This window comes from Pseudomonas sp. T1.Ur, assembly GCF_023516725.1.
GTDB classification, from domain to species: Bacteria; Pseudomonadota; Gammaproteobacteria; order Pseudomonadales; family Pseudomonadaceae; genus Aquipseudomonas; species Aquipseudomonas alvandae.
Window position 1 is genome coordinate 4,321,575 of sequence record NZ_JAMGSN010000001.1, and the last position, 22,361, is coordinate 4,343,935.

Here is a 22,361-nt window from a genome sequence, read left to right on the forward strand (position 1 = left end):
CTTAGTAGTTCGCTCCCGCAGGGTTGCGCCTGTAGGAGCTGCGTAGGAGCTGCGTAGGAGCTGCCGAGTGCAACGAGGCTGCGATCTTCCCCAGACACTTGAATCTCAAGTGAAAGATCAACAGATCGCAGCCTCGCTTCGCTCGGCAGCTCCTACAAAGTCCAGCAGGGCTAAAGAAAAAGGCGACACCCGCAAGGGTGTCGCCTTTTTCATGGGCGCCGGTTGGGTTTAATCCGCCAGCTTGTAAGCAATCACATAGTCACCCTGCTTGGTGCCCAGGGAACCGTGACCACCCGCCACGACCAGCACGTACTGTTTGCCGTCCTTGCCGGTGTAGGTCATCGGCGTGGTCTGGGCGCCTGCGGGCAGGCGGCCTTCCCACAACTGCTTGCCGTTTTTCACGTCGTAGGCGCGCAAGTACTGGTCAAGCGTACCGCTCAGGAACGCCAGGCCACTGGCGGTGGTGAAGGTGCCACCCAGGCTTGGAACGCCCATGCTCAGCGGGATCGGTACCGGCGAGCTGTCGCGCACGGTGCCGTTCTTGTGCTTCCACAGCGTCTTGTTGTTGGTCAGGTCCACGGCCGCGACATAACCCCACGCAGGCGCCTGGCAAGGCAGGCCCATGGGCGAGAGCAGCGCTTCGAGGATCACGCCATACGGCGCGCCTTTGTTTGGCTGCACCCCCTCGGTTTCGCTCTTGCGACCCGGGCCACCCGCCACTTCCGCTGCTGGAACCAGTTTCGACTTGAACGCCATGTAGCTTGGGTTGACGAAGGCGATCTGGCGCACCGGATCGACCGAGATGCCGCCCCAGTCAAACACGCCAAAGTTGCCTGGGTAGACGATCGAGCCTTGCAGCGACGGCGGGGTGAACATGCCGTCGTAACGCAGCGACTTGAAGTCGATCCGGCACAACATCTGGTCAAACGGCGTCACGCCCCACATATCGCGCTCCTTGAGGACCGGCGGCACGAAGTTCAGGTCGGACATCGGTTGGGTCGGCGAGGTATGGTCGCCCTCCACCGCGCCTTGCGGCACTGGAATTTCCTTGATCGGAATGATCGGCTGGCCGTTGCTGCGGTCCAGCACGTAGATGCTGCCCTGCTTGGTCGACGCCAGTACGGCCGGTTTCACGCCATTGGCGGTCTTCATGTCCATCAGGGTCGGTTGGCCGCCAACGTCCATGTCCCACAGGTCATGGTGGGTGAACTGGAAGTACCAGCGCACCTTGCCGGTGGCGATGTCCAGAGCCGTCAGGCCGGCGGCGTATTTTTCCGATTCAGGCGTGCGGAAGCCACCGAACTGGTCGGGGGTCTGGTTGCCCATCGGCAGGTAGAGCATGCCGAGTTTTTCATCGACGCTGAACATGGACCACATGTTCGGCGAGTTGCGGGTGTAGGTCTGGCCTTCGGCAATCGGCGTGGTGTCGTCCGGGTTGCCGCTGTCCCAGTTCCATACCAGCTTGCCGGTGTGTACGTCGTAGGCGCGGATCACACCGCTTGGCTCGTCGGTGGAGACGTTGTCGGTAACGTGGCCGCCGATCACCACCAGGTTCTGGGTGACCGCCGGTGGCGACGTGGAGTAGTAACCGCCGGCAGTGAAGCCGCCGATGTTGGCGCTCAGGTCAACCTGGCCCTTGTCGCCGAAGTCTTCGCACATCTTGCCAGTGTCGGCGTTGAGGGCGATCAGGCGGGTGTCGGCGGTCGGCAGGAAGATTCGCCGTGGGCACACGGTGCTGGCCGGCGTGGTACTGGCGGTGCCGGTCGGGCTCTGCTCGGCCGATGCGTAGACCGCATCATCGTGATAACTCACGCCGCGGCAGGTCATGTGGGCCCAACCCTTGAAGTTTTCCGCTTTTTGCGTGGAAAGCTTCGGATCGAAACGCCAGATTTCCTTGCCGGTTTCAGGCTCCAGGGCAATCACCTGGCTGTGAGGCGTGCACACATAGAGCATGCCGTTGACCTTCAGCGGGGTGTTTTCCGCCGTGGTCTCGCCTGGGTCATTCGGGCCTGGCAGGTCGCCGGTGCGGAACGTCCAGGCTTCCTTCAGCTTGCTAACGTTCTGGGGGGTGATTTGTGCCAGCGGCGAGTAACGGTCGCCGTGAGCGCTGCGGCCGTAGGAGTTCCAGTCCCCGTCCGGCATGGACGGTGCGGTATTGGCCATGCCCGGCACGCTGTCGCGGTCCAGTTGACCCTTGATTTCACCGGGGTTGGTGAACTGGCTGGCGAGGGCGGCGATACCGGCTATGACGACGGCGGCGCCCAGCGCTCGGGTGCCCATGGGCGATGCATCGGCGGTCAGCAACGGACGGCGAAACCATGGCAACAGCAGGACAATGCCCAAGGCAAACAGCATCGCCAGGCGCGGCACCAGTTGCCACCAGTCCAGGCCCACTTCCCACAGTGCCCAGACCGTACTCGCGAACAGCACCAGCGCATACAGCCCCAAGGCCGCACGGCGGGCCATGATCAGCAGAACGCCGGTAATCGCCAAGCCGATACCGGCCAGCACGTAGTACAGCGAGCCGCCAAGCGTGCTCAGCTTGATTCCCCCGGCCAGCAGGGCCAGGCCCATCAATAGAAGCAGAACGCCGAGCAGGCTCGGTAGCAGACGGCTTCGACTCAAAGCACCCTCAGTGCTCATAGTTGTATCTCCGTGACGTTTTAAGGAGTCCCGCGCAAGTAGTCACTTTAGATGACGATCCTGAGGGGGCATGGTTCAGTTGAAAAAAGGCAAATTCGATTGGCGCGGTCCGCTGTGGGAGCGGGCTTGCTCGCGATGCGGTGTGTCAGTCGGCTTGAATGCTGGATGTGCGATCGCTATCGCGAGTACGCTCGCTCCCACATGAATTCTTTTAATGCACACTGAGATAGCGCTGTCTTCGCGGCGTCAGTGCAACGGGATCTGGGTGGCAATTGAGCGTGGTTAACCGCTCTGGCACGCCAGGAGAAGCGTTTCAGCAAACGGCGCAAGGATAATGTCCCGCTACAAATAGAGAAAGTGCTTTTGCTGACATGGATCATCTCGGATTCGGTAACAGTTTGCCGGCTTCACGAAGCCGTGATGAACGCCATGCTTCCACCCAACGGGCACCTCGGCTAAGGTGCGCGGCTTTAGACTTCTTCCTGCAAAGGCCCGCCATGACCGAACCGAACAACAACCCGCTGCACGGCGTGACGCTGGAGCAGATCCTCAACGCCCTGGTGCAGCACTACGAGTGGTCGGGCCTGGCCGAACGCATTGACATCCGTTGCTTCAAAAGCGATCCGAGCATCAAGTCGAGCCTGACGTTCCTGCGCAAGACGCCGTGGGCACGGGAAAAAGTCGAGCGCCTGTACATCAAGCTGATGCGCACCAAGCGTCCCCTCTGAACCGTGGACGTGCGAACCGGTTTCGTGTCGACGCTGGCATTGCTCGGCTGGGTGGGGTTGGGCGTCCAGCTTTACCTGATCCTGCTGGGTCGCTGGGAGTTGGGCGCGAGCCTGTTGGGTGGCCTGGTCAACTTCTTCAGTTTTTTCACGGTGCTGACCAATACCCTGGCCGCCGTGGTGCTGACATGGGAACTGACCCATCGTGAATCCGCCGTCCGGCGCTGGTTCCTGCTGCCTGCGGTACGCAGCGGCATCGCGGTGAGCATCGCCCTCGTCGGCCTGGCCTATAACCTGCTGCTGCGCCACCTCTGGCAACCGGAAGGCTGGCAGTTTGTCGCCGATGAATTGCTGCATGACGTCATGCCCGTGCTGTTCATCATCTATTGGGGGCTGTGGGTGCCCAAAGGCACGTTGCGCCTGGGTCATATCGGGCTGTGGATGATTTACCCGCTGGTGTACTTCGCCTACATCCTGCTGCGCGGGGATTTGCTGGCGGCCTACCCCTACCCGTTCATCGACGTGGCGAGCCTGGGTTATGCGCAGGTGTTCATCAATGCCGGGGGGATATTGCTGGGTTTTGTCGGGATTGCGCTGGGGGTGGTGGGGTTGGATCGGTGGATTGGACGACGATCGATTAAAGCCTTGTGAGAAGCCCTTGTGGCGAGGGAACTTGCTCCCGCTGGGCTGCGCCTGTAGGAGCTGCGTAGGAGCTGCGTAGAAGCTGCGTAGGAGCTGCCGAGTGCAACGAGGCTGCGATCTTTTCAAAGCCCCCCGAATCGCAAGCGAAAGATCAAGATCAAGATCAAGATCAAGATCAAGATCAAGATCAAGATCAAGATCAAGATCAAAAGATCGCAGGCTTCGCCAGCTCCTACAGGGCCCAGCGGGGATAAATCCCCTCGCCACAGGGGCGTGCCCGCACAGCAGGCATCAGCGCCTGGCCGGCAACATCCACACCAACCCACTCGCCTTGGCCCGCTCGTGACACAACGCCAACACGCCGCGGCGCTCATCGTTGTCCATCCGGCTCCAACGGGTGATTTCCGCCACGGTGCGCTGGCAGCCCGTGCAGATGTCGTCATCGTCCAACGCGCAGATGTTCACGCAGGGCGAAGGAACCGGACGTTCAGGCGCGTTCATTGTTCCTGCTCGACCAGGTCGCGGGCGTAGCGCTGGGCGTTGTGCACATAATGCGCCGCGCTCGCCTCGAGCATGTTCTTCTGGGCCTCGGTCAGTTCCCGCACGACCTTGCCCGGCGAGCCCATCACCAGCGAACCGTCGGGGATCTCCTTGCCTTCGCCGATCAACGAGTTGGCGCCAATGATGCAGTTCTTGCCGATCTTCGCGCCGTTGAGAATCACCGCGTTGATGCCGATCAGGCTGTAGTCCCCCACCGTGCAGCCGTGGAGCATGGCGTTGTGGCCGATGGTCACGCCGGTGCCGATGGTCAGCGGATAGCCCATGTCGGTGTGCATCACGGTGCCGTCCTGCACGTTGCTGTCCTTGCCGATCAGGATCAGTTCGTTGTCGCCCCGCAACACCGCGTTGAACCAGACGTTGGCGCCCTCTTCGAGCCGGACCTTGCCCACCAGCGTGGCGTTGGGCGCGACCCAGCTTTTCGGGTGGGTTTCGACACGGGCATCGCCCAGGCGGTATTTCATGAGGATCCTCGTGGCATCAGGTGTTGATGAACGTCTTGGGCGGCGTGTGCAGGTCGATATCAGCGTCATACAGCAGGTTGACCAGCTCCACGATCATGATCGCCGTCAGGCCCCAGATCTTGTACCCGTCGAAACGGTAGCTGGGCACGTACCAGCTGCGGCCCTGATAATCGATGCGGTGAGTGTGCTCGCGAGGATCCTTGCGGAAAAACTCCAGCGGCACGCTGAACACCGCGGCGATCTCGGCGTCGTTGGCCTGGTATTCGACGAAATCCGGAATCACGCCGACATAAGGCGTGACCTTGATGCCGTGCAGCGAAATCAGCGGACTGAGCGGACCGATCACTTCCACCAACCCTGGAGGCAGGCCAATTTCTTCCTCGGCTTCGCGCAGCGCAGTGAAGATCAGGTCGGGGTCTTCCGGGTCCCGGCGCCCACCGGGAAACGCCACTTCGCCACCGTGGGTCGAGAGCCCACTGGCGCGCAAGGTCAGTACCAGCTCCGGTTCGTCACTGCGAGTGATCGGCACCAGCACCGCGGCTTCGGGAAAACGTTGGTCAGCCTGCAGATCGTGCGGGGTATGGTTGCTTACTCGATGCAGTAGCTCGTCCAGCATGAGACTTCTCGATTTATTCGCTGCCTTGCATCATGCACCAATCATGCAAGCGGCCCAAGCCCCCGAACCGCGCCATGTCGCGAAACGACAACTTGCCGATACCCGCCCGCACACGCCAAGATAGGCGCAGCCTTCAGGAATCCAAGCATGAAATTCTGCAGCCAGTGCGGTAACCCGGTGACCCAACGCATACCCGAGGGCGACTCGCGCCTGCGTTTCGTCTGCGACACCTGCCATACCATCCACTACCAGAACCCCAATATCGTTGCCGGATGTGTACCGACTTGGGGTAGCAAGGTCCTGTTGTGCCGACGCGCCATCGAACCACGCCGTGGCTATTGGACATTGCCGGCCGGCTTCATGGAAAACGGCGAAACCGTCGAGCAAGCCGCCGTGCGTGAAACCGCCGAAGAAGCCTGTGCCCGGGTGCGAAACCTGAACATCTATACGCTGATCGACGTACCGCACATCAGCCAGGTGCATGTATTCTTCCGCGCCGAGCTGGTGGATATCGACTTTGCCGCCGGGCCCGAGAGCCTGGAAGTGAAGCTGTTCGAAGAAGCCGACATCCCATGGGACGAGCTGGCTTTCCGCACGGTGGGCCGTACCCTAGAATACTTCTACGCTGACCGGCGAGCCGAGGATTATCCGGTGCGATCCGAGTCGATACCGCCGCTGGCCCAGCCTGCCAATACTTAAAATCCAATATAGCCGCGACACCTCTAGGGATATCGTTTCAATGCGCTGGTTGCTTGTGCTGTTCTGCTTGTCGTTTACCGCTGTGTCCCAAGCCGCTGCCGTGGGAACCTACAACGGCAAGGTCATCGAAAAAGTCCTGGTGCTCAAGTCCGCCCATCAATTGCAATTGATCAACGACGGCAAGCCGCTCAAGACCTATCGCATCTCCCTGGGCAAGGGCGCCAAGAAAGGCCCCAAGCTGATCGAGGGCGACAAGCGCACCCCCGAAGGTTTTTACTGGATCGACTGGCGCAAGGTCAGCGACAAGTTCTACCTGTCGATGCACATCTCCTACCCCAACATCAGTGACGCCGCCCGCGCCCGCCGCGAAGGCGTGGAACCGGGGGGCATGATCATGATCCACGGCACCCCAGATTCGGAAGACAACCCTGAACAGTTGTTCCATACCCTGGACTGGACCGATGGCTGCATCGCCATGCGCAATGTCGACATGCGCGAAGTGTGGAACTTGGTGCCGGATGGGACGATGATCGAAATCCGGCCGTAGCCCCATTTTCGCGGCGAGGAGCTCTTGTGGCGAGGGAGCTTGCTCCCGCTGGGTTGCACAGCAACCCCCTTGGCAAACAACTCAATCTGCCTGACACACCGAATTACCTGGCTTGAGGGCCGTTTCGCCCGTGGCGTCGGACCGGCCCAGCGGGAGCAAGCTCTCCCACAATGGATTTGTGTCGTTCACCAGTGATCGACACTTGCCCCTGTGGGAGCGCGGTGCCCCAGAACCAGGCCGGCCAAATAAAACGAATCACCGATCGCCAGCAAATAAATATCAAATTGCGCAACCTGCGCCCGGTGCATACCACTGCCCCCTAAAACCTCTGCCCGACACCGTAACGCCGCGATCCAACCCCGCCACACTAATACCACTTAAAGCCCCCCCCCAAAACACCCCATGAAACGCCTAAAAAGCGCCAGCAGCAGCGTTGACATGGTATTCAAGTGGTATTAGCTTCCATCCCACTCACCGAGCGAAAACTCCTACAACCGCATCGGACAAACCGCACATGAACGACATCCTGGCCCTGCGCCCCGACGACACCCAACCCACCCCGCTCTACCTGCAACTGGCCCGCAATCTGGAAGCCGCCATCCACGCCGGCCAATGGAAAGCCGAGCAAGCGATGCCGTCCGAGCGCAGCCTGAGCGAGCAACTGGGCATTTCCCGGGTCACCGCCCGCAAGGCGCTGGAAGTGCTTTTTGAACAAGGCCTGATCCGCCGCAACCAGGGCTCGGGAACATTCATCACGCCGCGCCTGGAACAACCGCTCTCACGCCTCAGCGGCTTCAGCGAAATGCTTCGGCTCAAAGGCTTTGTGCCCGGCTCCCAATGGCTGGAACGTGAAATCACTCCGCCAACTCACGAAGAACTGATCCGCCTGGGCCTGTCGCCCACTGACAAAGTCGCCCGGCTCAAACGGCTGCGCAAGGCCGACGACACGGTCATGGCGATCGAGATGAGCACCCTGCCCGCGTCGATCATTCCCAAGCCACAGGCCGTGGGCGATTCGCTGTATGAATTCCTCGATGGCATCGGCAAACCGGTTGTCCGTGCCTTGCAACACATCCAGGCCATCAACGCCTCGGACGAATTCGCCGCCCTGGTGGGCATCGCCCCCGGCACCGCGATGTTGCTGATGACGCGGGTCGGCTACCTGGAAGACAACACGCCCATCGAAGTCACCGACACCTATTGCCGCAACGACTACTACGACTTTGTCGCAGAGCTGCGGCGCTAGACGACCACAGAATTCCAATGTCCGACGACAACATTCTGACCGCCAACGGCTGGATACGCGGCCGCCTGATCCATGAACACGGCAAGGTCGTGTCCGTCGAAGGCCAGCCCTGCGACCCGACGAGCAACGACCTGCCCTACCTGCTGCCCGGTTTCATCGACCTGCATGTGCACGGCGGTGGCGGCAAGGACATCATGGAAGGCGCCCCAGCCTTCGAAACCATTGCCCGTACCCACGTGCGCTTTGGCACCACGTCGTTGCTCGCCACCACCATGACGGCGCCAAGCGAGGAAATCGCCAGCGTACTCAAGGCCCTCGGTGAGTTCTGCGAACAGCGGCCCTGCGGCAGCGCGCGGGTCCTGGGGGTGCACTTGGAAGGCCCTTATATCAACCCCGGCAAACTCGGCGCCCAACCGAATTTCGCCCACACCGCGTTGATGGCCGAAGTGGAAACGTACCTGGCCCTGGCGCCAATCCGGGTGATTACCGTCGCACCGGAGATCGCCGGTCACGATGCCTTGATCCGCGCCCTCAGCGCTCGGGGCGTACGCATGCAGATCGGCCATACGCTCGGCAGCTATGAAGAAGGCGTCGCGGCACTGGCCGCCGGGGCCAGCAGCTTTACCCATTTGTACAATGCCATGAGCCCGTTGCATCACCGCGAACCGGGCATCGTCGGTGCAGCGCTGGCCCACGCGCAATATGCCGAGCTGATCCCGGACCTGCTGCACGTGCATCCCGGCGCCATGCGCGTGGCGTTGCGTTCGATCCCGTGCCTGTATTGCGTCACCGACTCCACCGCCGCCGCCGGCATGCCCGACGGCGAATACAAGCTGGGCAGCCACACCGTGACCAAATGCCTGGGCGGCGTGCGCCTGGCCGACGGCACCTTGGCCGGCAGCACCCTGACCATGGACCAGGCCCTGCGCAACCTGGTGAAAATCGGCCTGCCCCTCGACGACGCCTCCCGGCGCCTGTCGCAATTCCCCGCCGACTACCTCGGCCTGCCCGAACGCGGGCGCCTGCAAGCCGGCGCCTGGGCCGACTGCGTGCGCCTCGACCGTGCCCTGAACCTGATCGACGTGATGGTCGAAGGAGAAGCCATTGACTTCCAAAATGCTTGAAGAGGCCCTCGCCTCAGCCGAAGCCGTCGAGCGTCAATTGCAGCGACTGGATCCGACGCTGGCGGAAATCGCCGGACGCCTGCGTCGTCAACCGCCGCAAGTGGCGATGACCGTCGCCCGGGGCAGCTCCGACCACGCCGCCAGTTATTTCGCCTACCTGGCCATGCAGCAATTGGGCTTGCCGGTGGCGTCGTTGCCGATGTCGGTGGTGACCCTGCAACAAGCGCCGCTGAAGGTCAGCGGCCAGGTGGCATTCGCGTTTTCACAGTCGGGGCAGAGCCCGGATCTGGTCAACAGCCTGCGCCTGTTGCGCAAGCGCGGTGCGTTGAGCGTGGCGATGGTCAACGCAGAGGATTCTCCGCTGGAGGCGGCCTGTGAATTCAGTGTGCCGTTGTGCGCCGGCATCGAGAGCAGTGTTGCCGCGACCAAGAGTTTCATTGCCACCCTCAGCGCCAGCGCACGATTGGTGGCCCACTGGAAGGACGACACCGAGTTGCTCGAAGCCGGCCATGCGCTGCCCGAAGGCCTGCGCGACGCGGCGAGCCAGGATTGGAGCGCCGCCGTCGAAGCGCTGCGTGATTGCCAGCGGCTCATGGTGATTGGCCGTGGCGCCGGTTTTGCCATCGCCCAGGAAGCGGCTCTCAAATTCAAGGAAACCTCGGCGATCCAGGCCGAAGCCTTTAGCAGCGCCGAAGTCCGTCATGGGCCGATGGCGCTGATCGATGAAAATTATCCGTTGCTGGTGTTCGCCCCCCGCGGTGCCGAGCAGGCAGGCGTGTTGAGTCTGGCCGCCGACATGCGCCAGCGCGGCGCCCGGGTATTGCTGGCCGCCCCCGATGACATCACCGGGCGCGACTTGACGCTGGGCCGTGCCGGGCATCCGACCCTGGACCCGATCCTGGCGATCCAGAGCTTCTATGGGATGGCCGCCCGACTGGCCGTGGCCCGAGGCCTGGACCCGGATCAGCCACGGCACTTGAGCAAGGTCACCCGGACCCACTGAACCGACAGCGTTGTTTTCATGCAAGGCCAATGATCCCAAAGAGAGCGAGCCCATGCCCAACAACAATAAAGAGCTGATCCTCAGCGCCCCGCTCAGCGGTCCGGTGCTCACCCTCGCCAACGTGCCGGACGCGGTGTTCGCCAGCGGTGCGATGGGCGATGGGATCGCCATCGATCCACTGAACGATACCCTCTACGCCCCCTGCGACGGCGAGGTAATCCACGTTGCCCGCACCGGCCACGCCGTGACCCTGCGGGCCGATAACGGCGCCGAATTGCTGCTGCACCTCGGGCTCGACACTGTCGAGTTGCAGGGCGACGGCTTTTCCATGCTGGTCAAGGAAGGCGCGCGGGTCAGCAACGGGCAGGCGCTGCTGCGCTATGACCTGGACAACGTGGCCCAGCGCTGCAAAAGCCTGATCAGCCTGTTGGTCATCACCAATGGTGAACACTTCCAGGCACGGCCGATCACCCTTAAAGGCGTCAAGGTCGGCGAACCGTTGCTGCACATCATCAGCAAGACACCCAGTCAAACACGTGGCGATGAGCTGGACATCGGCATCGAAGTGTTCGGCCAGATACGCGTCGCCCATCGCGGCGGCTTGCACGCCCGGCCGGCAGCCTTGGTCCGCCAGACCGCGCAAGGGTTCAAGAGTCGCTCGCAGTTGCACTTTGGTGGTCGGTCGGCGTCCTGCGACAGCGTCATGGGCATGATGGGCCTGGCGATCAGCGAACAGGCCGAAGTGCATGTCAGTTGTCGCGGCAGCGATGCCGAAGCGGCGTTGCGAGCGCTGTTGACCACCTTGTCCACGGCCCTGGCCGAAGAAGCCCATGCCCAGGCGCCACAGGCCAAGACGCCGGACCGTACCGTTGAAGACGGCGTACTGCACGGCGTCTGTGCCGCGCCCGGACTGGTCAGCGGGCCGCTGATCCGGCTGGACGGCATTCAATTGCCCGAGGATGTCGGAGGACACGACGTCGAAGAACAACGTCAACGACTGCGCCATGCCCTGGCGCACGTCAGCCACGATATCCAACAGACACTGGAAAACGCCAAGGCCCGGCGCCACGTCGATGAGCAGGCCATTTTCAGCGCCCACCTGGCGTTGCTGGAAGACCCGGTCCTGCTGGACGCCGCCAACCTCGCCATTGATCAGGGCCATGCCGCGCCCCATGCCTGGAGCCAGTCCATCGACATGCAGTGCCAGGTGCTGCGGCAATTGGGCAGCGCGCTGCTGGCCGAGCGGGCCAATGATCTGCACGACCTGCGCCAGCGGGTCCTGCGGGTGTTGCTGGGTGAAGCCTGGAAGTTCGACGTACCGGCAGGCGCGATTGTCGCCGCGCGAGAGCTGACCCCATCGGAGCTGTTGCAACTCAGCGCCCAAGGCGTGGCCGGCGTGTGCATGGCCGAGGGCGGCGCGACCTCCCATGTGGCGATCCTGGCCCGGGGCAAAGGCTTGCCCTGCCTGGTGGCGTTGGGCGAGGCCTTGCTCGCACAGGCGCCGGGCCAATCGGTGGTGCTGGACGCAGACGGTGGCCGCCTCGAACTCACGCCAAGCGCCGAGCGCCTGACACAAGTCCAGCAAGTACACAGCCAACGCGTCGCCTTGCGCGCCCAGCAACAGACCCTCGCCCATACGCCCGCGCGATCGGTTGACGGGATAGGAATTGAAGTCGCCGCCAACGTCGCCTCCAGCGTCGAAGCGGGCGAGGCCAACGCCAACGGTGCCGATGGCGTTGGTTTGCTGCGCACCGAATTTCTCTTCGTCGACCGCCACACCGCCCCCGACGAAGAGGAACAACGCCAGGCCTATCAAGCGGTGCTCGATGCCATGGGCGACAGGCCGGTGATCATTCGCACCATCGATGTCGGCGGCGACAAGCAATTGGACTACCTGCCGCTGCCGGCCGAAGCCAACCCGGTGCTCGGCCTGCGAGGCATTCGCCTGGCCCAGGTGCGACCGGAACTGTTGGATCAGCAATTGCGGGCGCTGCTGCAAACCCGTCCACTGCACCGCTGCCGCATTCTGTTGCCGATGGTCACCGAGGTTGACGAACTGCTGCACATCCGCCAGCGCCTCGATGCCTTGGGTGCCGAACTCGGCCTGGAGAAACGCCCGCAGCTTGGGGTGATGATCGAAGTGCCAGCGGCCGCCCTGCTCGCCGAACAACTGGCCGAGCACGCCGACTTCCTGTCCATCGGCACCAACGACCTGTCCCAGTACACCCTCGCCATGGACCGCGACCACGCCGGCCTCGCCGCCCGGGTCGATGCCTTGCACCCGGCGCTGTTGCGGCTGATCGCCCAGACCTGCGCCGGCGCGGCCAAGCATGGGCGTTGGGTCGGGGTGTGCGGGGCACTGGCCTCCGATCCGCTGGCAACGCCCGTGCTGATCGGGCTGGGTGTACGAGAGCTGTCGGTCAGCCCGACGCAGATCGGCGAGATCAAGGACCGCGTGCGGCACCTCGATGCCGCCCAGTGCCATCGCATCAGTACCGACTTGCTGAACCTGCCCAGCGCCGCCGCCGTGCGCCAGGCCTGTCATCAACATTGGCCCCTGGGCTGAAGCCCGTCGAAGAACAATAAAAGGAGAGACGCCATGTACCAGCATTTCATCGAAGGGCTGCAACGCCTCGGCCGGGCGCTGATGCTGCCGATCGCGATCCTGCCGATCGCCGGCCTGCTCCTGCGCCTGGGTGACACGGACCTGTTGAATATCGCGATCATCCACGACGCTGGCGAAGCGATTTTCGCCAACCTGCCGATGATCTTCGCCATCGGCATCGCGGTGGGGTTCGCCCGGGACAACAACGGCACCGCCGGACTGGCCGGGGCCATTGGTTACCTGGTCATGATAGCGACGCTGAAGGTGCTCGACGCGACCATCAACATGGGCATGCTCGCCGGGATCATCAGCGGCTTGCTGGCCGGCGCGCTGTACAACCGCTTCAAGGACATCAAGCTGCCGGAGTACCTGGCGTTCTTCGGCGGCCGACGCTTCGTGCCGATCGTCACCGGCTTCAGCGCCGTCGGCCTGGGCCTGGTGTTCGGCCTGGTCTGGCCGCCGATCCAGCACGGCATCAACAGTTTCGGCGAATTGCTGATGGCCAGCGGCAGCTTCGGTGCGTTCGTCTTCGGTGTATTCAATCGATTGCTGATCGTCACCGGCCTGCACCACATCCTCAACAACATGGCCTGGTTCATCTTCGGCAGCTTCACCGATCCCGCCACCGGTGCGGTGGTCACCGGCGACCTGACCCGTTATTTCGCCGGCGACCCCAAGGGTGGCCAGTTCATGACCGGCATGTTCCCGGTGATGCTCTTCGGCCTGCCCGCCGCGTGCCTGGCGATGTACCGCAACGCCCTGCCCCAGCGGCGCAAAGTCATGGGCGGGATCCTGTTGTCGATGGCGCTGACTTCGTTCCTGACCGGTGTCACCGAGCCGATCGAATTTGCCTTCATGTTCCTCGCGCCGCTGCTGTACCTGGTCCACGCGCTGCTCACCGGCCTGTCGATGGCGGTGACCAACCTGCTGGATATCCACCTGGGCTTTACCTTCTCCGGCGGTTTCATCGACATGGTCCTGGGCTGGGGTGAATCCACCAACGGCTGGCGGGTCGTTCCGGTGGGCCTGGTCTACGCAGCGATTTATTACCTGGTGTTCGACTTCTGCATCCGCCGCTTCGACCTGAAGACGCCAGGACGTGAAGACGTGCCGGCGGGCGACAAGCCGGTCATCGCCGAAAACCAACGGGCCGCGGCTTATATCCAGGCCTTGGGCGGCGCCGGTAACCTGATCACCGTCGGCGCCTGCACGACGCGCTTGCGCCTGGACATGGTGGATCGCAACAAAGCGTCCGACGCCCAGCTCAAGGCCCTCGGCGCCATGGCCGTGGTCAGGCCGGGTAATGGCGGCAGCTTGCAAGTGGTGGTGGGGCCGATGGCTGACAGTATCGCCGATGAGATTCGCTTGGCATTGCCCTCCTCCGAACGACCAGCCAGCGCGCCCGTGGCCGCCGTAGCTGAGCCCGTCCCGCCGACAGTCGTCTCCGAGGCCGAAGCACAGCAATGGCTCGCGGCCCTGGGCGGTGGCGGGAATGTGTTGCAGCTCGATTGCGTGGCGACGAGCCGTTTGCGCGTGCAACTGGTTGATGGCAAGGGGTTGTCGGAAAGCCAGCTCAAGGCGCTGGGTTGCCAGGGGGTCAGTCCGCTGGAAGATGGCGTGTGGCACTTGCTGCTGGGGGAGAAAGCGTCGGGGTTGTGGCGGGCGTTGGAGGCGGTGATGGTGAGCCCGAGGGCTGGGATCAAGGCTTAGAGCCCCACAATATAATCCCTAACAGGACACAATTTGTGGCGAGGGGATTTATCCCCTCGCCACAGTTATATGTAAACAGAAATGGAGGCCAATAAAAAACCCGCCGAATCAATCAGCGGGTTTTTTATTTCGGCACAAGGCGGATCAGAAATCCTCCAACCGCCACACTTCATATGCCGGTGTCTCGTAGGGATGGCTCTTTCTCAGCGCCTCCACCACGGGGCGGATCAACTCATCGGCCACCACCAGCTCCACCTTCCACTCCTCGACCTGCTCGACCTGCCCCGCCTCGCCGATGAACGGCTGGCTGCCGTCCAACGGGCGAAACTGACCCAGGCCCAGCACCTGCCAGGCGCAGTGGTCATAGTCGCCGATTCGTCCGCCACCGGCAGCGAATACGGCGCTTTTGACCTCGTCCACATGACTGGCCGGGACGAAGAAGCAGAGCTTGTACACCGCCTTAGTTCACCCAGACGCGGGCGTTGCGGAACATGCGCATCCATGGCGCGTCTTCGTTCCAGTCGTCCGAACGCCACGAGTTCTGCACCGCGCGGAAGACTCGCTCAGGGTGCGGCATCATGATCGTGACGCGGCCGTCGCGGCTGGTCAGGCCGGTGATCCCGCGCGGCGAGCCGTTCGGGTTGGCCGGGTAGGTTTCAGTGACCTTGCCGTGGTTGTCGACGAAACGCAGCGACACACAACCGGACAGGTCAGCTTCGAGCAACGCCTCTTCGCTCTGGAACTCCGCATGGCCTTCACCGTGGGCGATGGCGATCGGCATGCGCGAACCGGCCATGCCCTGCAGGAAGATCGAGTTCGATTCTTGCACCTGGACCATCGCCACGCGGGCTTCGAACTGCTCGGAACGGTTACGCACGAAGTGCGGCCAGAACTCGCTGCCCGGGATCAGCTCATGCAGGTTGGACATCATCTGGCAGCCGTTGCACACGCCGAGGGTGAAGCTGTCGGTGCGTTCGAAAAAGCCTTGGAACGCATCGCGGGCGCGGCTGTTGAACAGCGCCGACTTGGCCCAGCCTTCACCGGCACCCAGCACGTCGCCATAGGAGAAGCCGCCACACGCGACCATGCCCTTGAAGTCGTTCAGGTCGACACGACCGGCGAGGATGTCGCTCATGTGCACGTCGATCGCGTTGAAACCGGCACGGTCGAACGCCGCCGCCATCTCCACCTGGCCGTTGACGCCCTGCTCGCGCAGGACGGCCACTTGCGGGCGAATGCCTTTCTTGATGTACGGCGCGGCCACGTTGTCGTTGACGTCGTAGCTGAGCTTGGCGCTCAGGCCCGGGTTGTCTTCTTCCAGCAGCGCGTCGAATTCCTGCTCGGCGCATTCGGCGTTGTCGCGCAGGCGCTGGATCTGGTAGCTGGTCTCGGCCCACTGGCGCTGCAACAGGCGGCGCTGGCCTTCGAAGACGGTGTCGCCATTGAAGGTGATGTTGATGTGGGCATTGTTGATCGGCTGGCCGATCACCGAGACGCACTCGGCCAGGCCGGCGGCGCTGAACTGGGCGAGGATGTCCGGGGTGGCGTCCTGGCGAACCTGGATCACCGCACCCAACTCTTCGTTGAACAGGATGGCCGGGATCTCGGCGGCGGATTCGGCGACGCTGTCCAGGGTCAGGTTCAGGCCACAGTGGCCGGCGAAGGCCATTTCCATCACGGTGGTCAGCAAGCCGCCATCGGAACGGTCGTGGTAGGCCAGCAGGTGGCCGTCGGCGTTAAGGCCCTGGATCACGGCGAAGAACGCCTTCAGGTCTTCGGCATCGTCGACGTCCGGCGCTTGCGAGCCGAGCTTGCCATGCACCTGGGCCAGGATCGAGGCGCCCATGCGGTTCTGGCCACGGCCCAGGTCGATCAGGATCAGGTCGGTGGTGCCCTTGTCCATGCGCAGTTGCGGGGTCAGGGTCTGGCGGATATCGGTGACCGGGGCGAAACCGGTCACGATCAGCGACAGCGGCGAGGTCACGCTCTTGTCCACGCCGTCATCGTTCCAGCGCGTGGCCATGGACATGGAGTCCTTGCCCACCGGGATGGTGATGCCCAGCTCAGGGCACAGCTCCATGCCGACAGCCTTGACGGTGTCGTACAGCCGGGCATCTTCGCCCGGGTGACCGGCCGCGGACATCCAGTTGGCCGACAGCTTGATGTCGGAAATCTTGCCGATGCGCGAAGCCGCGATGTTGGTCAGGGTTTCACCGATCGCCATGCGGCCCGACGCCGGGGCATCCAGCAATGCCAGCGGCGTGCGCTCGCCCATGGCCATGGCTTCGCCGGTGTAGACGTCGAAGCTGGTGGCGGTCACGGCCACGTCGGCCACCGGTACTTGCCACGGGCCGACCATCTGGTCACGGGCCACGAGGCCGGTGATGGTGCGGTCGCCGATGGTGATGAGGAAGCTCTTGCTCGCCACGGCCGGGTGATGCAGCACGCGCTCGATGGAATCGGCGATGTCGAGGGTGGACGGATCGAAGTCGTCGCCCAGCTCGGTTTCGCGCACGGCCGAACGGTGCATGCGCGGAGCCTTGCCCAGCAGCACTTCCAGCGGCATGTCCACCGGGCTGTTGCCGAAGTGGCTGTCCGTCACGGTCAGTTGCGGCTCGGCGGTGGCTTCACCGACCACGGCGAACGGGCAACGCTCACGCTCGCAAATGGCCTGGAAGCGCTCGAAGTCAGCCGGGCCGACCGCCAGGACGTAACGTTCCTGGGATTCGTTGCTCCAGATTTCGTGCGGGGCCATGCCCGGCTCGTCGTTCGGAATGTTGCGCAATTCGAAGCGGCCACCACGGCCACCGTCGTTGACCAGTTCCGGGAAGGCGTTAGACAGGCCGCCCGCGCCGACGTCGTGGATGAAGCTGATCGGGTTGTGTTCACCCAACTGCCAGCAACGGTCGATGACTTCCTGGCAACGGCGTTCCATTTCCGGGTTTTCCCGCTGGACCGAAGCGAAGTCCAGGTCGGCCGAGCTGGTGCCGGTGGCCATGGAGGACGCCGCGCCGCCACCCAGGCCGATCAACATGGCCGGGCCGCCGAGGACGATCAGCTTGGAGCCGACCACGATCTCGCCTTTCTGAACGTGTTCGGCGCGGATGTTGCCCATGCCGCCCGCGAGCATGATCGGCTTGTGGTAGCCGCGAACCTCTTCACCACGCGGGGTGGTGATGGACTGTTCGAAGGTACGGAAGTAGCCGGTCAGGGCCGGACGACCAAATTCGTTGTTGAACGCCGCGCCGCCCAGTGGGCCTTCGATCATGATGTCGAGGGCGTTGACGATGCGCTCAGGCTTGCCGTACGGCTTTTCCCACGGCTGTTCGAAGCCCGGGATCTGCAGGTTCGACACGGTGAAGCCGGTCAGGCCGGCCTTGGGCTTGGCACCGCGACCGGTGGCGCCTTCGTCGCGGATCTCGCCACCGGAACCGGTGGACGCGCCCGGGAACGGGGCAATGGCGGTCGGGTGGTTGTGGGTCTCGACCTTCATCAGGATGTGCACCGGCTCCTGGACCGCACCGTACTGGCGGGTCTCAGGGTTCGGGTAGAAGCGACCGGCAACGTTGCCGACGATCACCGCGGCGTTGTCCTTGTAGGCCGACAGCACACCTTCGTTGTGCATCTGGTAGGTGTTCTTGATCATGCCGAACAGGCTTTTTTCCTGGCTCTGGCCGTCAATGTCCCAACTGGCGTTGAAGATCTTGTGGCGGCAGTGCTCGGAGTTGGCCTGGGCGAACATCATCAGTTCGATGTCGTGGGGGTTGCGCTTCAAGCCCTGGAAGGCGTTGACCAGGTAATCGATCTCATCTTCGGCCAGGGCCAGGCCCAGCTCGGCGTTGGCTTTTTCCAACGCGGCACGGCCACCGCCCAGCACGTCGATGGCGGTCAGCGGCTTGGGTTCGGCATGGCTGAACAGGCCGGCAGCCTGCTCCAGGTTGCCCAGGACGACCTGGGTCATGCGGTCGTGCAGGCCATCGGCGATCAGTTGGGCCTCGGCCTCGCTGAACTCACCGGCGACATAAAAGGCGATGCCGCGCTCCAGGCGCTGGATTTTCGCCAGGCCGCAGTTGCGGGCGATGTCGCTGGCCTTGCTCGACCATGGCGAAATGGTGCCGAAACGCGGCAATACCAGGAACAGGCGACCGGTGGGCTCCTGGACCGGAACACTTGGACCGTACTTCAGAAGGCGCGCGAGCACCTGCTGTTCGTCGCCGGTCAAACCGCCAGTGACTTCGGCGAAGTGAGCGAATTCAGCATACAAGCCGCTGACAGCCGGTACTTTCTGGCTCAGTTGCTCAAGAAGTTTGCTGTGGCGAAAGGCAGAAAGGGCAGGAGCGCCGCGCAGGATCAACATCTTCGGGACAGCCTCGGGAAGGGGTGTGCTTTGAGGCCGTGCATTCTAGCCTAAACCGCTGGCGACGGCACCCGAAACGCTACGTGTGATGCCAGCCGAACGTCGGTCGTGCCGCCGGCCGCTCCCTGGCGCGGTCATCGGGCGCGCGCCCCGGAGTTATTTTTTATCGGAAGGAACCCCGCCGCGCGCCAGCCCGCCTGGCTCGCGGACAGGTTTTGCAATCTCTAGCAGACTGGCCTTTTGCTGTCGATATATGGCGGTCGAGGCCGTTTGCGTATACTGCGCAGATGTTTTCCCCAACGGCTTTGCGTCCGCGGTACGCCAGATGGCTGATCGCAACCGGACTCTTCCTGGTGCTCAGTGGTTGTGTTGAGAAACCCAACACACTGGAGCGCGTAAAGGAGGATGGCGTGCTGCGGGTGGTAACCCGCAACAGCCCCGCCACCTACTTCCAGGATCGCAATGGTGAGACCGGCTTCGAATACGAGCTGGTGAAGCGCTTCGCCGAGGATTTGGGGGTCGAGCTGAAAATCGAGACCGCCGACAACCTGGATGACCTGTTCAGCCAGATCGGCAAGCCGAATGGGCCGGTATTGGCCGCCGCGGGCCTGGTCAGCAGCGAGCCGCGCAAGCAGCAGGTGCGGTTCTCCCATCCGTATCTGGAAGTCACCCCACAGATCATCTACCGCAACGGCCAGTCACGCCCCACCGACGCGGCAGGCCTGGCCGGCAAGAAGATCATGGTGCTCAAGGGCAGCACCCATGCCGAGCAGTTGGCACAGCTGAAACAGCAATATCCTGGCATCGAATACGAAGAGTCCGACGCGGTGGAAGTCGTCGACCTGCTGCGCATGGTCGATGAGGGGCAGATCGACTTGACCCTCGTCGACTCCAACGAAGTGGCGATGAACCAGGTGTACTTCCCCAACGTGCGCGTGGCGTTCGACCTGGGCGATGCCCGCAGCCAGAGTTGGGCGGTCGGCCCCGGCGAAGACAACAGCCTGCTCAACGAAATCAACACGTACCTGGACAAGGTGCAGAAGAACGGCACGCTGCAACGCCTCAAGGACCGCTATTACGGCCACGTCGATGTCCTCGGCTACATGGGCGCGACGACCTTTGCCCAACACCTGCAGCAACGGCTGCCCAAGTATGAGCAACACTTCAAGGCCTATGCCAAGAAGGAAAAGGTCGATTGGCGCCTGCTGGCGGCCATCGGTTACCAGGAATCCCTCTGGCAACCGGCGGTCACGTCCAAGACGGGCGTGCGCGGCTTGATGATGCTGACCCAGAACACCGCCCAGGCCATGGGCGTGTCCAATCGCCTGGATCCGAAGCAGAGCATCATGGGCGGCGCCAAATACCTGGCCTACATGAAGGATCAGTTGGACGAGAGCATCGAAGAACCGGACCGCACCTGGTTCGCCCTCGCCGCCTACAACGTGGGCAGCGGCCACCTCGACGATGCGCGCAAGCTCGCGGCCAAGGAAGGGCTGAATCCGAACAAGTGGCTGGATGTGAAGAAAATCCTGCCGCGCCTCTCCCAGAAGCAGTGGTACAGCAAGACCCGCTACGGCTATGCCCGGGGCGGCGAGCCGGTGCATTTCGTGGCGAACATCCGTCGCTACTACGACATCCTGACCTGGGTGACGCAGCCGCAGCTCGAAGGTAATCAGGTGGCCGAAGGCAACCTGCATGTGCCGGGTGTGGACAAGAGCAAGCCGAACCAGGAATCCCCGCAGCTTTAAGACACGCCACCGATCCCTGTGGGAGCGAGCTTGCTCGCGATAGCAGACTGACAGTCAATATCAATGTTGGCTGTCAGGCCGTCATCGCGAGCAAGCTCGCTCCCACAGGGGCCCGTAGTGACTTTAAGGCTTAGCAGCCGCCAGGATCAGCGCCTTCATCTCCGCCACGGCCGACTTGAACCCGACGAACAACGCATGGGCCACCAGCGCATGGCCGATGTTCAGTTCGTTGATGCCCTTGATCGCCGCGACGGCTTCGACGTTGTGATAGTGCAGGCCATGGCCGGCGTTGACGATCAGGCCTTGGGCCAGGCCAAAAGCGACGCCGTCGGCCACTCGTTGCAGTTCATCAGCCACGTCGGCGGGCGTCTCGGCATCGGCGTAACGACCGGTGTGCAATTCGATGGCTGGGGCGCCGACCCGCTTGGAGGCTTCGATCTGCCGCTCGTCGGCGTCGATGAACAGCGACACCTCGGCGCCGATCTTCGAGAGGCGTTCCACCGCCAGGCTGATCCGCGACTCCTGCCCCGCGACGTCGAGGCCGCCTTCGGTGGTCAGTTCCTGCCGGGTTTCCGGTACCAGGCAGATGTGCGCCGGGCGGATGCGCTCGGCGAACGCCATCATTTCCTCGGTCACGCCCATTTCGAAATTCATGCGGGTCTGCAGCACGTCCTTGAGCAGCAACACGTCGCGCTCCTGGATGTGGCGACGGTCTTCACGCAGGTGCACGGTGATGCCGTCGGCCCCCGCCTCTTCGGCGTCCAGCGCGGCCTTGACCGGATCCGGGTAGCGCGTACCACGGGCCTGGCGGAGGGTGGCGACATGGTCGATGTTCACGCCGAGAAGAATGCGATTGCTGGTGCTCACGAAAAGCGCTCCTGAATGGACAGAGATTCGGCCCACAGCATACGGGGAGATCAGGGCTTGCGAAACAGCTCGCGACTGACCAGCGGCCGGCCACCCAAGTGAACCGCCAGCGCTTGGCGCATCAAACGCTTGGCGGCTGCCAACGCCCCGGGCGCGGTCCAGTCGGCTTCGGCCATGGCCAAGAGCTCAACGCCATTGAACAGCCCGGGTTGCAACTGGTAGACCTGCTCCAGGCCCGCATCCACCTGCAAGCGATACAAGCCATCCGCCGCGATCGGCTGGCCGTGCAGGTCGGTGTCGAGGGAAAAACCGTAGCCCAGGTCGTCCAGCAGTCGCCACTCGAAGGAGCGCAGCAACGGCTCCAGCGGCCGGCCTTCGGCCAGGGCCAGCAGCGTCGCGGTGTAATGATCGAAAACCGCGGGATGGGGATCTTCGGCGGGCAGCAGGCGGATCAACAGCTCATTGAGGTACAGGCCGCTGAACAACGCTTCGCCGTTGAGCCAGGCCGCGACGCCATTGCTTTCCATGCGCCCGACGTTCTTCAACTCGCCCCGCCCGCGAAACTCGACCTCCAGCGGCACGAACGGCCGCGCCAGCGTCCCGGCCTTGCCCCGCGCGCCCCGCAACACCGCCCGCAGCCGCCCTTGGGGCGTGAGGAAATCCACCAGGGCGCTGCTTTCGCGGTAGGCGCGGCTGTGGAGGACGTAGGCGGCTTGGGCGGTGGGTTGGGACATTAAAGTCGCAGTTCTCACTGGGCGAGCAAAATTTTATAAACAACCCGAAACCAATGTGGGAGCGAGCTTGCTC

18 protein-coding genes are annotated in these 22,361 nt (G+C 63.2%); 10 read left to right on the forward strand and 8 right to left on the reverse strand.

Annotated elements, in window-relative coordinates; all coding sequences use genetic code 11:
* Positions 1-228: 228 nt before the first annotated feature.
* Positions 229-2,643 (reverse strand): glucose/quinate/shikimate family membrane-bound PQQ-dependent dehydrogenase, encoded by a 2,415-nt coding sequence (locus tag M8Q45_RS19215; RefSeq protein ID WP_249875996.1) that lies wholly within the window; start codon positions 2,641-2,643, stop codon positions 229-231.
* A gap of 497 nt (positions 2,644-3,140) precedes the next feature.
* On the opposite strand from M8Q45_RS19215, the gene M8Q45_RS19220 reads away from it, so the two are divergent.
* Both M8Q45_RS19220 and M8Q45_RS19225 read left to right on the forward strand, forming a co-directional pair.
* The gene (locus M8Q45_RS19220) at positions 3,141-3,371 is read left to right on the forward strand and encodes a VF530 family protein (protein ID WP_030138550.1); all 231 of its coding nucleotides are present in this window, start codon (positions 3,141-3,143) and stop codon (positions 3,369-3,371) included.
* 9 nt (positions 3,372-3,380) lie between these two features.
* Entirely contained in the window at positions 3,381-4,019 is a 639-nt protein-coding gene (locus M8Q45_RS19225) for a Pr6Pr family membrane protein (protein WP_249875997.1), read from the forward strand.
* A 282-nt stretch (positions 4,020-4,301) separates the two neighbouring features.
* On the opposite strand, the gene M8Q45_RS19230 is transcribed toward M8Q45_RS19225, so the two are convergent.
* Genes M8Q45_RS19230 through M8Q45_RS19240 form a run of 3 tightly spaced genes read right to left on the reverse strand, consistent with a single transcriptional unit; the run spans position 4,302 to position 5,648 of the window.
* Complete coding sequence (locus M8Q45_RS19230) at positions 4,302-4,511, reverse strand: DUF1289 domain-containing protein (protein WP_207966780.1); 210 nt, start codon at positions 4,509-4,511, stop codon at positions 4,302-4,304.
* Complete coding sequence (locus M8Q45_RS19235; RefSeq protein ID WP_249875998.1) at positions 4,508-5,032, reverse strand: gamma carbonic anhydrase family protein; 525 nt, start codon at positions 5,030-5,032, stop codon at positions 4,508-4,510. Before M8Q45_RS19235 ends, M8Q45_RS19230 begins: the two co-directional genes overlap by 4 nt.
* A 16-nt stretch (positions 5,033-5,048) precedes the next feature.
* Complete coding sequence (locus M8Q45_RS19240) at positions 5,049-5,648, reverse strand: CoA pyrophosphatase (protein ID WP_249875999.1); 600 nt, start codon at positions 5,646-5,648, stop codon at positions 5,049-5,051.
* Between the two features lie 147 nt (positions 5,649-5,795).
* Between M8Q45_RS19240 and M8Q45_RS19245 the strand changes: the two genes are divergently transcribed.
* The 7 genes from M8Q45_RS19245 (at position 5,796) to nagE (ending at position 14,582) form a co-directional block, all read left to right on the forward strand.
* On the forward strand, positions 5,796-6,347 hold the full coding sequence (locus tag M8Q45_RS19245) for an NUDIX hydrolase (protein ID WP_249876000.1): 552 nt from the start codon (positions 5,796-5,798) through the stop codon (positions 6,345-6,347).
* A 40-nt stretch (positions 6,348-6,387) separates the two neighbouring features.
* Positions 6,388-6,894: a L,D-transpeptidase family protein gene (locus tag M8Q45_RS19250; RefSeq protein ID WP_039591469.1), complete on the forward strand. Its 507-nt coding sequence runs from the start codon at positions 6,388-6,390 to the stop codon at positions 6,892-6,894.
* Between the two features lie 514 nt (positions 6,895-7,408).
* A complete protein-coding gene (locus M8Q45_RS19255; protein WP_030139601.1) occupies positions 7,409-8,140 on the forward strand; it encodes a GntR family transcriptional regulator in 732 nt (243 codons plus the stop codon).
* Between the two features lie 17 nt (positions 8,141-8,157).
* Complete coding sequence (gene nagA, locus M8Q45_RS19260) at positions 8,158-9,264, forward strand: N-acetylglucosamine-6-phosphate deacetylase (protein WP_249876001.1); 1,107 nt, start codon at positions 8,158-8,160, stop codon at positions 9,262-9,264.
* Positions 9,245-10,267, forward strand: a complete 1,023-nt coding sequence (locus tag M8Q45_RS19265; protein ID WP_249876002.1) for an SIS domain-containing protein — start codon at positions 9,245-9,247, stop codon at positions 10,265-10,267. The genes nagA and M8Q45_RS19265 overlap by 20 nt, the downstream gene beginning before the upstream one ends.
* A gap of 52 nt (positions 10,268-10,319) precedes the next feature.
* On the forward strand, positions 10,320-12,833 hold the full coding sequence (gene ptsP / locus M8Q45_RS19270) for a phosphoenolpyruvate--protein phosphotransferase (protein ID WP_249876003.1): 2,514 nt from the start codon (positions 10,320-10,322) through the stop codon (positions 12,831-12,833).
* Between the two features lie 33 nt (positions 12,834-12,866).
* Positions 12,867-14,582: an N-acetylglucosamine-specific PTS transporter subunit IIBC gene (gene nagE, locus M8Q45_RS19275; RefSeq protein WP_249876004.1), complete on the forward strand. Its 1,716-nt coding sequence runs from the start codon at positions 12,867-12,869 to the stop codon at positions 14,580-14,582.
* A 144-nt stretch (positions 14,583-14,726) separates the two neighbouring features.
* Here nagE and M8Q45_RS19280 read toward each other — a convergent pair whose 3' ends face one another.
* Together M8Q45_RS19280 and purL are read right to left on the reverse strand one after the other, a co-directional pair.
* Positions 14,727-15,038, reverse strand: a complete 312-nt coding sequence (locus M8Q45_RS19280) for a YqfO family protein (protein ID WP_249876005.1) — start codon at positions 15,036-15,038, stop codon at positions 14,727-14,729.
* 4 nt (positions 15,039-15,042) lie between these two features.
* Positions 15,043-18,939, reverse strand: a complete 3,897-nt coding sequence (gene purL / locus M8Q45_RS19285; RefSeq protein ID WP_249876006.1) for a phosphoribosylformylglycinamidine synthase — start codon at positions 18,937-18,939, stop codon at positions 15,043-15,045.
* A gap of 287 nt (positions 18,940-19,226) precedes the next feature.
* On the opposite strand from purL, the gene mltF reads away from it, so the two are divergent.
* Positions 19,227-20,687 carry a membrane-bound lytic murein transglycosylase MltF gene (gene mltF, locus M8Q45_RS19290; protein WP_249876007.1) on the forward strand — a complete coding sequence of 487 codons (1,461 nt, stop codon included), beginning with the start codon at positions 19,227-19,229 and terminating at the stop codon, positions 20,685-20,687.
* A 123-nt stretch (positions 20,688-20,810) separates the two neighbouring features.
* On the opposite strand, the gene pdxJ is transcribed toward mltF, so the two are convergent.
* Both pdxJ and recO read right to left on the reverse strand, forming a co-directional pair.
* The gene (gene pdxJ, locus M8Q45_RS19295) at positions 20,811-21,554 is read right to left on the reverse strand and encodes a pyridoxine 5'-phosphate synthase (protein ID WP_249876008.1); all 744 of its coding nucleotides are present in this window, start codon (positions 21,552-21,554) and stop codon (positions 20,811-20,813) included.
* Between the two features lie 50 nt (positions 21,555-21,604).
* The gene (gene recO, locus M8Q45_RS19300; protein ID WP_249876009.1) at positions 21,605-22,288 is read right to left on the reverse strand and encodes a DNA repair protein RecO; all 684 of its coding nucleotides are present in this window, start codon (positions 22,286-22,288) and stop codon (positions 21,605-21,607) included.
* Positions 22,289-22,361 lie beyond the last annotated feature (73 nt).

What these genes read in the sequence shown, in the direction of transcription:
- M8Q45_RS19220 (WP_030138550.1), top strand. Translation starts at nt 3,141, where the DNA reads ATGACCGAACCGAACAACAACCCGCTGCACGGCGTGACGCTGGAGCAG.
- purL (WP_249876006.1), bottom strand. Translation starts at nt 18,939, where the DNA reads ATGTTGATCCTGCGCGGCGCTCCTGCCCTTTCTGCCTTTCGCCACAGC.
- M8Q45_RS19250 (WP_039591469.1), top strand. Translation starts at nt 6,388, where the DNA reads ATGCGCTGGTTGCTTGTGCTGTTCTGCTTGTCGTTTACCGCTGTGTCC.
- M8Q45_RS19245 (WP_249876000.1), top strand. Translation starts at nt 5,796, where the DNA reads ATGAAATTCTGCAGCCAGTGCGGTAACCCGGTGACCCAACGCATACCC.
- mltF (WP_249876007.1), top strand. Translation starts at nt 19,227, where the DNA reads ATGTTTTCCCCAACGGCTTTGCGTCCGCGGTACGCCAGATGGCTGATC.
- M8Q45_RS19230 (WP_207966780.1), bottom strand. Translation starts at nt 4,511, where the DNA reads ATGAACGCGCCTGAACGTCCGGTTCCTTCGCCCTGCGTGAACATCTGC.
- ptsP (WP_249876003.1), top strand. Translation starts at nt 10,320, where the DNA reads ATGCCCAACAACAATAAAGAGCTGATCCTCAGCGCCCCGCTCAGCGGT.
- M8Q45_RS19235 (WP_249875998.1), bottom strand. Translation starts at nt 5,032, where the DNA reads ATGAAATACCGCCTGGGCGATGCCCGTGTCGAAACCCACCCGAAAAGC.
- M8Q45_RS19255 (WP_030139601.1), top strand. Translation starts at nt 7,409, where the DNA reads ATGAACGACATCCTGGCCCTGCGCCCCGACGACACCCAACCCACCCCG.
- recO (WP_249876009.1), bottom strand. Translation starts at nt 22,288, where the DNA reads ATGTCCCAACCCACCGCCCAAGCCGCCTACGTCCTCCACAGCCGCGCC.
- nagE (WP_249876004.1), top strand. Translation starts at nt 12,867, where the DNA reads ATGTACCAGCATTTCATCGAAGGGCTGCAACGCCTCGGCCGGGCGCTG.
- M8Q45_RS19215 (WP_249875996.1), bottom strand. Translation starts at nt 2,643, where the DNA reads ATGAGCACTGAGGGTGCTTTGAGTCGAAGCCGTCTGCTACCGAGCCTG.
- nagA (WP_249876001.1), top strand. Translation starts at nt 8,158, where the DNA reads ATGTCCGACGACAACATTCTGACCGCCAACGGCTGGATACGCGGCCGC.
- M8Q45_RS19240 (WP_249875999.1), bottom strand. Translation starts at nt 5,648, where the DNA reads ATGCTGGACGAGCTACTGCATCGAGTAAGCAACCATACCCCGCACGAT.